Source organism: Bradyrhizobium lablabi (genome assembly GCF_018131005.1).
GTDB lineage: Bacteria > Pseudomonadota > Alphaproteobacteria > Rhizobiales > Xanthobacteraceae > Bradyrhizobium > Bradyrhizobium lablabi_D.
The window spans coordinates 302,810-315,802 of the sequence record NZ_JAFCJK010000005.1 but is presented as its reverse complement, the minus strand read 5'-3'; the positions used below and the strand labels follow the sequence as shown (position 1 = coordinate 315,802).

10 protein-coding genes are annotated in these 12,993 nt (G+C 62.5%); 8 read left to right on the top strand and 2 right to left on the bottom strand.

The genetic code is table 11. The annotated features are described in order from the left end of the window. Positions 1–104: 104 nt before the first annotated feature. Both JQ553_RS17360 and JQ553_RS17355 read right to left on the bottom strand, forming a co-directional pair. Complete coding sequence (locus JQ553_RS17360; RefSeq protein ID WP_212501197.1) at positions 105–953, bottom strand: IclR family transcriptional regulator; 849 nt, start codon at positions 951–953, stop codon at positions 105–107. A gap of 203 nt (positions 954–1,156) precedes the next feature. After that, positions 1,157–3,286: an acetate--CoA ligase family protein gene (locus JQ553_RS17355; RefSeq protein ID WP_212501196.1), complete on the bottom strand. Its 2,130-nt coding sequence runs from the start codon at positions 3,284–3,286 to the stop codon at positions 1,157–1,159. 216 nt (positions 3,287–3,502) lie between these two features. Between JQ553_RS17355 and JQ553_RS17350 the strand changes: the two genes are divergently transcribed. The 8 genes from JQ553_RS17350 to oxlT all read left to right on the top strand — a co-directional run bounded on the left by JQ553_RS17350 (position 3,503) and on the right by oxlT (position 12,884). Further along, positions 3,503–4,198, top strand: a complete 696-nt coding sequence (locus tag JQ553_RS17350) for a GntR family transcriptional regulator (protein WP_212501195.1) — start codon at positions 3,503–3,505, stop codon at positions 4,196–4,198. A gap of 62 nt (positions 4,199–4,260) precedes the next feature. Further along, the gene (oxc, locus tag JQ553_RS17345) at positions 4,261–5,991 is read left to right on the top strand and encodes an oxalyl-CoA decarboxylase (RefSeq protein ID WP_212501194.1); all 1,731 of its coding nucleotides are present in this window, start codon (positions 4,261–4,263) and stop codon (positions 5,989–5,991) included. 65 nt (positions 5,992–6,056) lie between these two features. Beyond that, complete coding sequence (gene frc / locus JQ553_RS17340; protein ID WP_212501193.1) at positions 6,057–7,334, top strand: formyl-CoA transferase; 1,278 nt, start codon at positions 6,057–6,059, stop codon at positions 7,332–7,334. A gap of 202 nt (positions 7,335–7,536) precedes the next feature. Next, complete coding sequence (locus tag JQ553_RS17335; RefSeq protein WP_212501192.1) at positions 7,537–7,674, top strand: hypothetical protein; 138 nt, start codon at positions 7,537–7,539, stop codon at positions 7,672–7,674. Positions 7,675–8,221: 547 nt separating this feature from the next. Beyond that, complete coding sequence (locus tag JQ553_RS17330) at positions 8,222–9,226, top strand: tripartite tricarboxylate transporter substrate binding protein (RefSeq protein WP_212501191.1); 1,005 nt, start codon at positions 8,222–8,224, stop codon at positions 9,224–9,226. Positions 9,227–9,306: 80 nt separating this feature from the next. Then, entirely contained in the window at positions 9,307–9,801 is a 495-nt protein-coding gene (locus tag JQ553_RS17325; protein ID WP_212501190.1) for a tripartite tricarboxylate transporter TctB family protein, read from the top strand. A gap of 128 nt (positions 9,802–9,929) precedes the next feature. Continuing rightward, positions 9,930–11,429, top strand: coding sequence for a tripartite tricarboxylate transporter permease (locus tag JQ553_RS17320; protein ID WP_212501189.1), 1,500 nt, complete (start codon positions 9,930–9,932; stop codon positions 11,427–11,429). A gap of 162 nt (positions 11,430–11,591) precedes the next feature. After that, the gene (gene oxlT / locus JQ553_RS17315; RefSeq protein WP_212501188.1) at positions 11,592–12,884 is read left to right on the top strand and encodes an oxalate/formate MFS antiporter; all 1,293 of its coding nucleotides are present in this window, start codon (positions 11,592–11,594) and stop codon (positions 12,882–12,884) included. The last annotated feature ends 109 nt before the right edge of the window (positions 12,885–12,993 follow it).

Sequence of the window (12,993 nt, the reverse complement as noted above, 5' to 3'; positions counted from 1 at the left end):
GTCCGACGCCTTCCTGACGCCTGGCACGCTCGCCGCCACGAGCCAGCTAATCGGGTTCCCGTTAAGGCCGAATTATCGGGGATGCTTCGATTTTAGGGGCGCCGTTAATCGACCTTCGCCGCCGGCACCACGCCGCCGAGCGCGACGGTCAGTTCCGCCGCCACCTCGCGCACGGTCTTGCCGATCTCCGGCAAGCGATCGTCCGTTAATCGGCTGGTCATGCCCGACACGGAAATCGCGGCCAGGGGCTCCGCACAATCGTTGTAGACCACGGCGGCGATGCAGCGCAGGCCCATGCACGCCTCCTCGTCATCGATCGCATAGCCCTGGCGGCGGATCTTCTCGAGCTCCTTGAACAGATCGCTCGGCCGCACGATCGACTTTTCGGTCAGGCGCGGCATGCCGTGATGATGGATGATGGCGCTGACATCGTCGTTGGAATAGGTGGCCAGCACCGCCTTGCCGACGCCCGAAGCGACCATCGCGGCCCGGCCACCCACCTTGGTCAGCGAACGCATGATCTCGCGGCTGTCCATGCGGGTCAGCACGATGATGAACTCGTCGTCCACCACGGCGAGATTGGCGGTCTCCCGGGTCAGGTCGCGCAGCTTGCGCAAGTACGGCACCGCCTGCGCCGAGAAATTGCGACGGCGCGCGAAGGTCGCACCGACCGTGAAGGCGCGCGCGCCGACATGCCATTTCGATTCGCTGCGGTCGAATTGCACGAAGCGGCGGCTTTCCAGCGTCGCCAGCAGACGATGTACCGTCGAGGTCGAGAGCCCGGTGCGGATCGCAAGATCGCTCAGGCGATAGCCCTCGTCATCCTCCGCCAACGTTTCGATGATCGACAGCGCGCGATCGACGGACTGAACGCCGCCGTCGCGGGGTTCGGCTTCATGCTCTGCACTAGATTTCGGCTCGATAGCCTTGCGGCGGATCACGTTTTTCCTCATCGCGACCTGCATATGTCAGTCCGGCTGTGAGCACGCGAACATACCGCGTCCCCTCTCCCCGTTCTTCACGGGGAGAGGGTTAGGGCGAGGGGCCGTCTCGGCAAATTCTAAAGACGTGAGCGCGCCGAGACTCCCCCTCAACCGGAATTCAAGCAGCGCTTGAATTCCGACCTCTCCCCGCGAGCGGGGCGAGGTCGCCGCTCTCAAAGCAGGCCCGCGCCGCGCGCCCACTTGTATTTCGCACCGAGCACTTCGACCGGCAATTCGGTCGAATATGCGTAGGCCGGAATGCCGTTCTGATAGAGGTACTCGGCCGCCTCCTCGACCTCGATGTCGCCGGCGAGCGAGGCGACCATCGGCTTCACGAAGCCCTTGGCCTCCATCTCCTTCTTCACCTCGACCATGTTGCGCGCGAACACCATCGGCGGGGTCACGATCGTGTGCCAGTAGCCGAGGATCAGCGCGTGGATGCGGTCGTCCGACAGCCCGAGCTTCACCGTATTGACGTAGGTGATCGGCGGCTCGCCGCCGGTGATGTCCACGGGATTTCCAGCCGCGCCGAACGGCGGGATGAACTTGCGGAAGGCCGCGTCGAGATCCGGCGGCATCTGCATCAGCGACAGGCCGTTGTCGACGACGGAGTCCGACAGCAGCACGCCGGAGCCGCCGGCGCCGGTGATGATCAAGACGTTCTCGCCCTTCGGGGTCGGCAGCACGGGCACGCCGCGGGCGAATTCGAGCAATTGCCGCAGGCTGCGGGCGCGGATCACGCCGGATTGCTTGAACACGTCCTCATAGATCTTGTCGTTGCCGGCGAGCGCGCCGGTGTGCGACGACGCCGCCTTGGCGCCGGCCGAGGTGCGGCCGGCCTTCAGCACGACGACCGGCTTCTTCTTGGAGACGCGCTTTGCCGCCTCCGCGAAGGCGCGGCCGTCCTTCAGGTCTTCGCAGTGCTGCGCGATCAGGTTGGTGTTCGGATCCTGCTCAAAGAAGGCGAGCAGATCGTCCTCGTCGATGTCGGACTTGTTGCCGAGGCCGACGATTGCGGAGACGCCCATCTTCGCCGAGCGCGAAAAGCCGATGATCGCCATGCCGATGCCGCCCGACTGCGACGACAGCGCCGCATGACCCTTGACGTCGTAGGCGGTGCAGAAAGTCGCGCAGAGATTGGCAGGTGTATAATAGAAGCCGTAGATGTTCGGGCCCATCAGGCGGATATTGTACTTCTTGCCGACCTCGACGATCTCGGCCTGCAGCTCGGGCGCACCGGCCTCGGCAAAGCCCGACGGAATCAACACCGCACCCGGGATCTTCTTCTCGCCGCATTCGGCGAGCGCGGCAGCAACGAACTTCGCGGGGATCGCAAACACCGCCGTGTCGATCACGCCGGGCACGTCCTTGACGCTCTTGTAGGCCTTGTAGCCGAGGATCTCGGTCGCCTTGGGGTGAATCGGATAGATCTCGCCCTTGTAGCCGCCGTTGATGAGGTTCTTCATCACGGAGTTGCCGATCTTGCCGTCTTCGGCGGAGGCGCCGATCACGGCAACGCCCTTCGGCTGCATGATGCGGCTCATCGCCGCAACGATCTCCTCGGTCGGACGCGGCGCCGGGCGCGGCTTGTAGTCGAAGTCGACGACGATGCGGACGTCGGCCGCGATCGCGTTGGCCTTGGTGGCGAACACAGGGTTGAGGTCGAGCTCGACGATCTCGGGGAAATCGCTCACGAGCTGCGAGACCTTCACAATCACGTCAGCGAGGGCCTCGCGATTGACGGGATCGCCGCCGCGCACCCCCTTCAACATTTCGTGCGCCTGGATGCCGTCCAGCATCGACAGCGCGTCGTGCTTGGTGGCCGGCGCGAGACGGAAAGTGATGTCCTTCAGGACTTCGACCAGCACGCCGCCGAGACCGAAAGCGACCAGCTTGCCGAATGAGCCGTCCGTGATCGAGCCGACGATAACCTCGGTGCCGCCGCCCAGCATCTGCTGCACCTGGATGCCGTCGATCTTGGCATCGGCCTTGTACTTCTTGGCGTTGGCGAGAATCGTCTCGTAGCTCTTCTCGGCCTCGGCCGCGCTCTTGACGCCGACCACCACGCCGCCGGCCTCGGTCTTGTGCAGGATGTCCGGCGAGACAATCTTCATCACGACCGGGAAGCCCATATCGGAGGCGATCCGCGCGGCCTCGGCCGCCGACTTGGCGACCCCTTCCTTCGGCACAGGAATGCCGTAGGCGTCGCACACGAGCTTGCCTTCCGGCGCCGTGAGGCTGGTGCGCTTCTCCGCCTTGACCGCATCAAGAACTTTGCGGACCGCATCCTTTGAGTTTGACATTAGCTTCCTCCTGGGACAGATTTCATGGCATTTGGTATGCCAGGACAGCAATTGTCAAGGTAGATCAGCACCCAAAAATGCGGAAAACAAGGGCATCTTGACATCGTGGTATTTGGTATGCCAAAAATCTTCAGCAGTTCTTCTGCTAAGAAGACGTCTCCAGGAAAGGGGAGACGAGTCGTGTCCGAACCCAGAGAAACGAAAGCGTCGCCTGCCATGGCTGACACGGATATTGCCATCGTCCGGATCGCTCCGGAGACAAGCTTCAAAAACAAGGCCTATGAGGCCTTGAAGGAAGCAATTCTGAAGATGGACATCTACGCGACGCCCGAGCCCGTAATGCTCGACGAGCGTGCGCTGTCCGAGCGCCTCGGCGTCAGCCGCACGCCGATCCGCGAAGCGATCGCGATGCTCGAGCAGGACGGTTTCGTCAAAACCGTGCCACGCCGCGGCATCGTCGTGGTCCGCCGCACCAAGGCGGAGATCGTCGACATGATCCGCGCCTGGGCCGCGCTCGAGAGCATGGCCGCACGATTGATCACGACCACGGCGCGCAAGAAGGACATCTCCGCGCTGCGCGATTTCTTTAAAGACTTCAACAATGACCGATTGCCGCAGGATCACATCGAGGAATACTCGCGCGCCAACATCGCCTTCCATCAGGCGCTGATCTCGCTGTCGGAATCGCCCGTGCTGGTCGATCTGACCAACGATCTGCTGCTGCATGTGCGCGGCTATCGCCAGCTCACGATCGGTCGCAAGGACCGTACCGCGACGTCCCTGCCCGAGCATCTGGCGATCATCGAGGCGCTGGAGGCGCGCGACACCGAACTCGCCGAAAAGCGGGCGCGGGACCATACCCTCGGCCTTGCTGCCTATGTCGAGGCGCACGGCCAGGAACTCTTCACCTAAGTCCACTCACTTCAGACGACAGACAGATCGTCCGAACAAGAACGATCAGGGAGACGAAGCCCATGCTGAACACCGCTACCAAGTCCGAGGCACCGGGCACCGAGCAAGAACTCACCGATGGCTTCCACCTTGTCATCGATGCGCTCAAGCTCAACGGCATCAACACGATCTATAACGTGCCGGGTATCCCGATCACGGACTTGGGGCGCATGGCGCAGGCCGCGGGCATCCGCGTGATCTCGTTCCGCCACGAGCAGAACGCCGGTTACGCGGCCGCGATCGCCGGCTTTCTCACCAAGAAGCCCGGCGTCTGCCTCACAGTGTCGGCACCCGGCTTCCTCAACGGACTGACCGCGCTCGCGCACGCCACCACCAACTGCTACCCGATGATCCTGATCTCGGGCTCTTCCGAGCGCGAGATCGTCGATTTGCAGCAGGGCGACTACGAGGAAATGGACCAGCTCGCGATCGCCAAGCCGCTGTGCAAGGCGGCCTATCGCGTGCTGCACGCGCAGGACATCGGTATCGGCCTCGCGCGCGCCATCCGCGCCGCGGTCTCCGGCCGTCCCGGCGGCGTCTATCTCGACCTGCCCGCGAAGCTGTTTGGCCAGGTGATGAACGCCGATGCCGGCCAGAAGTCGCTGGTCAAGGTGATCGACGCGGCTCCTGCGCAGATCCCCGCCCCGGCATCGATCAAGCGCGCGCTCGACGTGCTGAAGAGCGCGAAGCGCCCGCTCATCATCCTCGGCAAGGGCGCGGCCTACGCGCAGGCCGACGAGGAGATCAAGACCTTCGTCGAGAAGAGCGGCGTGCCCTTCCTGCCGATGAGCATGGCCAAGGGCCTGTTGCCCGATACCCATCCGCAATGCGCCGGCGCTGCGCGCTCGACCGTGCTGAAGGACTCCGACGTCGTGATGCTGATCGGCGCCCGCCTCAACTGGCTGCTGTCGCACGGCAAGGGCAAGAGCTGGGGCGAAGCGCCGAAGAAGTTCATCCAGATCGACATCGAGCCGAAGGAAATGGACTCCAACATCGAAATCGTCGCCCCCGTGGTCGGCGACATCGGCTCCTGCGTCTCGGCGCTCAACCAGGCGATGGGCAGCGGCTGGACCGCGCCGCCGGCCGACTGGGTCGATGCGGTCAAGACCAAGCGCGAGGACAACGTCGCCAAGATGGCGCCGAAGCTGATGAACAACAAGTCGCCGATGGATTATCACGGCGCGCTCGGTGTGCTGAAGAATGCGATCAAGGAGCGGCCCGACGCCATCCTGGTCAACGAGGGCGCCAACACGCTCGACCTCGCCCGCGGCGTGATCGATATGTACAAGCCGCGCAAACGGCTCGACGTCGGCACCTGGGGCATCATGGGCATCGGCATGGGCCAGGCGATTGCCGCCGCGCTCGAGACCGGCCATCCGGTGCTCGCGGTGGAAGGCGACTCGGCCTTCGGCTTCTCCGGCATGGAGATCGAGACCATCTGCCGCTACAACCTGCCGGTCTGCGTCGTCGTCTTCAACAATGACGGCATCTATCGCGGCACCGACGTCAACTCGGCCGGCGATGATCCGGCGACCACGGTGTTCGTGAAGGGCGCGCGTTACGACAAGATGATCGAGGCCTTCGGCGGCGTCGGCGTCAATGCGACCTCGCCCGACGAGCTCAAGCGCGCCGTCAATGCGGCGATGGATTCCGGCAAGCCGACCCTGATCAACGCGGTGATCGACCCGGCGGCGGGCTCCGAGAGCGGCCGCATCGGCAATCTCAATCCGCAGAGCGTCCTGAAGAAGAAGTAAGCCCTCCCCTTCAACCCATTCGTCCCTGCGGGTGCAGGGGTAGACAGAGTACACGGAGATACACGATGACCAAGGCGCTCAAGGGCGTTCGCATTCTTGATTTCACCCATGTCCAGTCGGGTCCGACCTGCACGCAATTGCTGGCCTGGTTCGGCGCCGACGTGATCAAGGTCGAGCGCCCCGGCGTCGGCGACATCACACGTGGCCAGTTGCAGGACATCCCGAATGTGGACAGCCTGTATTTCACCATGCTCAACCACAACAAGCGCTCGATCACGCTCGACACCAAGAACCCGAAGGGCAAGGAGGTGCTGACCGCGCTGATCAAGAAGTGCGACGTGCTGGTCGAAAATTTCGGTCCCGGCGTGCTGGACCGCATGGGCTTCCCCTGGGAGAAGATCCAGCAGATCAACCCGAAGATGATCGTGGCGTCGATCAAGGGCTTCGGCCCCGGCCCGTATGAAGATTGCAAGGTCTATGAGAACGTCGCGCAGTGCACCGGCGGCGCCGCCTCGACCACCGGATTCCGCGACGGCCTGCCGCTCGTCACCGGCGCGCAGATCGGCGACAGCGGCACAGGGTTGCATCTGGCGCTCGGCATCGTCACGGCGCTCTATCACCGCACCCATTCCGGCAAGGGCCAGCGCGTTACCGCGGCGATGCAGGACGGCGTGCTGAACCTCGCGCGCGTCAAGCTGCGCGACCAGCAGCGCCTCGCCCATGGACCGCTCAAGGAATACAGCCAGTTCGGCGAAGGCATTCCGTTCGGCGATGCTGTGCCGCGCGCCGGCAACGACTCCGGTGGCGGACAGCCCGGCCGCATCTTGAAGTGCAAGGGCTGGGAGACCGACCCGAACGCCTACATCTACTTCATCACCCAGGCTCCGGTCTGGGAGAAGATCTGCGACGTGATCGGCGAGCCCACCTGGAAGACCGATCCGAACTATGCCAAGCCGCCGGCCCGACTGCCGCGCCTGAACGAGATCTTCGCGCGCATCGAGCAGTGGACGATGACCAAGACCAAGTTCGAGGCGATGGAAATCCTCAACAAGGACGACATCCCCTGCGGGCCGATCCTGTCGATGAAGGAACTCGCGGAAGACCAGTCGCTGCGCGCGACCGGAACCGTCGTCGAGGTGGATCACCCGACCCGCGGCAAGTACCTCTCGGTCGGCAACCCGATCAAGCTGTCGGACAGCCCCAGCGAGGTGACCCGCTCTCCGCTGCTCGGCGAGCACACCGACGAGATCCTGCGTCAGGTGCTCGGCTTCTCCGACCACCAGGTCGCCGAAATCCACGATTCCGGCGCGCTGAACCCGCCACAGAAGCAGGCGGCGGAGTAAGCCAAGCTGAGACACCACATGCAAAGGCCGCCGGTTCCGGCGGCCTTTTTGCTATTTGGGATACCAATCGACCCATTTTTGCTGCGTTGCACAGTCGTTTATGCTGCCATGCAAACAAACGCGTTGTTCTTGGCATCTGGTATACATAGAGTAAGCCCCAGATGATGAGGCACATAGCTGGCCTCGAAGGAAGGGGAATACGATGTCCAAAACTGCCGCTATCACGCTCGCGCCCAACACCACCCTGCTCGGCCGTCTTCTGGCTACGATCGACCGCCTGCTGATGAAGAGCGCGGAGATCTCCAACCGGAACGGCGACCTGCCACGCTTCGGGCTCTAAGAGCATTATCGGTTCTGATCGAATCAGAACCGAAGCTCTTGTTTCTTGTCCTGACTCGTTTTCTTCACGTGAACCGGCTTCCACTTCGCTTGAAAACCCCATAGGGATCGATTATCCGGCGGTCGCCGCCGGGCTGCTTCCGCAAAATCCGATCCGAAATTCTACTTTCGACCAATGGCCCCGTTTTTCGGGGCCATTTCTGTTTGTCCCCCCCCCCCCAACAACACCTTTCTGCGACAATTCGTCCGGTCATGAAGCCGCGGCGCTGATTGTTCGCGCGCTGGCATGTCGCATAGCTTCGAAGAGTACGCCGGGCGATCGCAACCGCGTCGCAGGATCGAAGGCCGGCCCGTGCAACCTGTGTCTCCGGGTCGAGCATTATTCGAAAGAAGCGGATGCCGCGTCTGAACAGCCCTCTTACAGTTTGATGAAATCGACGGGTGAACTCTCGCCACCAAGGGGATGAGCGGAAGCACATGATCGGGATGGGTTGATCGCAAGCCGCCAAAGAGCGGCGCGTTCAAGAATTCGAAGGGAGAGAAACAAGATGAAGCCTTTCATTCACGTTGCCTTGGCAACGGCGACGGCGCTGTGCGCGGGCGGTATCGAGGCCCGAGCCGCCTGGGAGCCGGTTCGTCCGGTTGAGTTCATCGTCCCGGCCGGCACCGGCGGCGGCGCAGATCAGATGGCGCGCACGATCCAGGGCATCGTCACCAAGCACAATTTGATGAAGCAGCCCCTGGTCGTCATCAACAAGGCCGGCGGCGCCGGAGGTGAAGGCTTTCTCGACGTGAAGGCGTCGTCGGGCAATCCCCACAAGATCGTCATCACGCTGTCGAACCTGTTCACGACGCCGCTGGCAACAGGCATTCCCTTCAACTGGAAGGATCTCACGCCCGTCGCCATGCTGGCGCTGGACGAGTTCGTGCTCTGGGTGAACGCCGAGAAGCCCTACACCAACGTCAAGGAGTATGTCGACGCCATCAAGAAGGCGCCGACCGGCACGCTGAAAATGGGGGGCACCGGCTCGAAGCAAGAGGACCAGATCATCACGGTCGCCATCGAGAAGGCGATCGCTACGAAATTCACGTACATTCCCTACAAAGGCGGCGGTGAAGTCGCCGTTCAGCTTGTCGGCAACCACGTCGATTCAACCGTCAACAATCCGATCGAAGCAGTGGCGCAATGGCGGGGCGGCAAACTCCGTCCGCTCTGCGTCTTCGACGCTCAACCGATGGCCTATAGCGAGCCGATCGCCGAGGGTAAGAGCTGGAAGGATATTCCGACCTGCAAGTCGCAGGGCCTCGAGATGGAGTATCTGATGCTGCGCGGCATCTTCATGTCGCCGAGAGCCAGCAAGGATCAGGTCGAATATTACATCGAGCTTTTCAAGAAGGTGCGCGCCACGCCGGAGTGGCAGGATTTCATGAAGAGCGGCGCTTTCAACACGACCTTCCTGACCGGACCCGACTACGCGAAATGGGTTGAGGCGGAGGAAAAGCGCCACGAGGCCCTGATGAAAGACGCCGGCTTCCTCGCTCCCGCGAATTGATCCAGCGAGATCAAGAAAGCGCGGACGCGCGAGCCCCTGATTTGGCTTGGATTCCAAGATCACCTTCTTCTGGAGGCGTTATGACCGCGCATGGATCGGACGGCGGCCCGACACACAAGGCGGTGGAAAGGGGGACCGCGCTGCTGATCGCAGTTTTCGGCTTGATCGTGATCGTCGGCAGCCTGAAGGCCGGCATCAACTGGGGTGCCGAGGGCCCGCGCGCCGGTTTCTTTCCTTTCTACGTGGGCGTTTCCATCGTCGCTGCGAGCGCCATCAATCTCTGGAACGCGTTGCGGGATCATGACGATCGACTGTTCGCTGAGTGGGGCCAGCTTCGCCAGGTGATGAGCGTCGTCGTGCCCACCGCGATCTATGTCGGCTCGATGCCTTTTGTCGGCCTCTACGTCGCCTCGATCGTCTTCATCGGCTGGTTCATGCGCTGGCTTGGCGGATACCGCTGGCTCACGGTCTTTGCGGTGGCGCTGGGGATGCCGATCGTCACCTACCTCGTCTTCGAACGCTGGTTCCTCGTCCCCCTCCCCAAGGGACCCGTCGAGGAATGGCTCGGTCTCTAGGCGCGATGAGATGAATCATCGTCGCGCTCCAGCTTTTGTTTGAGCATGATCTCCGCGGAAAACCGCTGAACACTGTTCCGGATCATGCTCTAGACGCCGGACTGTTCGCTGTTGCAGGACATATCGAAATGGAAGAGCTCGCCAATCTTTTTCACGGCTTCGCGGTAGCCCTGCAGCCCTACAACATGATGCTGATGCTGGTCGGCATCATGCTCGGGGTCATCATCGGCGTGCTTCCGGGGCTCGGCGGCGCAAATGGCGTCGCGATCCTCCTGCCGCTGACCTTCAGCATGCCGCCGACATCGGCGATCATCATGCTGTCCTGCATCTATTGGGGCGCATTGTTCGGCGGCGCGATCACCTCGATCCTGTTCAACATACCGGGCGAACCCTGGTCGGTGGCGACGACGTTCGACGGCTATCCGATGGCGCAGCAGGGCAAGCCCGGAGAGGCGTTGACCGCGGCCTTCACTTCCTCCTTCGTGGGTGCGCTGTTCGCCGTCGTCATGATCACGCTGGTAGCGCCGCTGGTCGCAGGCTTCGCATTGCGATTTGGTCCCGCGGAAAAATTCGCCGTGTATTTTCTCGCGTTTTGCAGCTTCGTCGGATTGAGCAAGGAGCCGCCCTTCAAGACGATTGCTGCGATGATGATCGGCTTCGCGCTTGCGGCCGTCGGGCTCGATTCGATCACGGGACAACTCCGGTTGACATTCGGCGTTACGGAACTGCTGAACGGATTCGATTTTCTGATCGCCGTGATCGGCCTGTTCGGCATCGGTGAAATTCTTCTGACGATGGAGGAAGGATTGAGCTTCCGCGGCGGCCAGGCAAGGATCAACCTGCGGGTCGTGCTGCAAACCTGGAAGGAATTGCCCGCGTATTGGATCACGTCGCTGCGCTCCTGCCTGATCGGCTGCTGGATGGGGATCACGCCGGCCGGAGCGACGCCGGCATCGTTCATGAGTTACGGCATCGCCAAACGGCTGGCGAAGCGAGGCGGCAATTTCGGCAACGGCGAAATCGAAGGCGTGATCGCCCCGGAGACGGCCGCTCATGCCGCCGGCACCTCGGCCCTGCTGCCGATGCTGTCGCTTGGCGTGCCCGGCTCGCCGACGGCCGCCGTTCTGCTCGGCGGACTGCTGATCTGGGGCTTGCAGCCAGGCCCGATGCTGTTCGTCGAGCAAAAGGAGTTTGTCTGGGGCCTCATCGCGTCGATGTATCTCGGCAATCTCGCGGGCCTTCTCGTCGTGCTCACCTGCGTGCCCATCTTCGCTGCAATTCTTCGCGTGCCGTTCAGCATCATCGCGCCTCTCATTCTGGTGCTCTGCGCGATTGGCGCCTACTCGGTCCACAACAGCACGTTCGACGTGATGCTGATGCTGGTGTTCGGCGTGCTGGGTTATCTGCTCAAGAAGTGCAATTACCCTCTGGCGCCCCTGGTGCTGGCGATCGTGCTCGGCGACAAGGCGGAGGAAGCATTCCGGCAATCGCTGCTCGGGTCACAAGGCTCGCTGGGGGTGTTCTTCTCGAATGGGCTGGTCTCTTCCATCATGGTGCTGGGACTTGTCGCGCTGTTCTGGTCGGCGATTGCGGAAGGTTACAGCCGGCTGCGAACGGCGGTGGCCTGACGCGCGGCAAGATCGGTCCAATCGCCATCAGCGCCCCACAATCCATGCCGCCTGCGACATTTGCGCACGGGCCCGCGACGGTCGCTTGAATGTTGGCATATCGGATACCAAGATGCCGCTCCGCGCTAGAACAGAATGACGATATGCGCGTTGGGAGGAGCTATGACCGAAATGGTTCACGCAACGACGGCCTCGACGGCAGCGCGTGTCAGCGACGCTTTCCGCTGGACACAGCTTACGCTCGGCGTCGCCGCAATGGTGATGATCGCCAATTATCAATATGGCTGGACGTTCTTCGTTCCGGATATCCAGAAGACGTTCGGATGGGATCGCGCATCGATCCAATGGGCCTTCACCCTTTTCGTGCTGTTCGAGACCTGGCTCGTGCCGGTCGAGGGTTGGTTCGTCGACAAGTATGGTCCGCGCATCGTCGTGCTGATCGGCGGCATTCTCTGCGCCATCGGCTGGATGCTCAACGCCAAGGCGACCACGCTCAACGGTTACTATCTCGGCATGATCATCGCGGGCATCGGCGCCGGCGCCGTCTACGGCACCTGCGTCGGCAACGCGCTGAAATGGTTTCCTGACAAGCGCGGCCTCGCTGCCGGCATCACCGCCGCAGGCTTCGGCGCCGGATCCGCGCTGACGGTTGCGCCGATCCAGGCGATGATCAAGGACTCCGGCTTCCAGACCACGTTCCTCTATTTCGGTCTCGGCCAGGGCATCATCATCGTGCTGCTCTCGTTCTTCCTGCTCGCTCCGAAACCCGGACAGGTGCCGCCAGTGGCGCAGAATGCGAATCTGGTCCAGACCCGGCGCAACTATCAGCCGACCGAAGTGCTGCGGCAGCCTATCTTCTGGCTGATGTACTTCATGTTCGTGATCGTCGGCGCGGGCGGCCTGATGGTGACGGCGAACCTGAAACCGATCGCGGTCGACTGGAAGGTCGACAACATTCCGGTGACGCTCGTCGGCATGACCATGACTGCGGTGACGTTCGCCGCAACCATCGACCGCATCCTCAACGGCCTGACGCGTCCGTTCTTCGGCTGGATCTCCGACATGATCGGCCGCGAGAACACGATGTTCATTGCCTTCGGCATGGAAGGCCTCGGCATCTGGATGCTCTACCTCTGGGGCCACGACCCGGTCTGGTTCGTCATCCTGTCCGGCTTCGTGTTCTTTGCCTGGGGCGAGATCTACTCGCTGTTCCCCTCGACCTGCACCGACACGTTCGGCGCCAAATTCGCGACGACGAATGCCGGACTGCTCTACACGGCCAAGGGCACCGCCGCGCTGTTGGTTCCGATCGCGAACTACATGCAGCAGTCGTCGGGCAATTGGGATCAGGTGTTCATCATTGCCGCCGGCGCCAATATCCTGGCCTCGCTGCTCGCAATCGCGCTGCTCAAGCCGTGGCGAAAGGTCGTGGTCGCCAAGTCGACCACCGCTTAGGCGGCGGCGGCAACTCATCACCCCGAAACCGAAACGCCCGGCGGAAACGCCGGGCGTTTTTCATTGGGCGCAACAGCACGTGTGGATGCAGCGCCGACTCCATCGCACG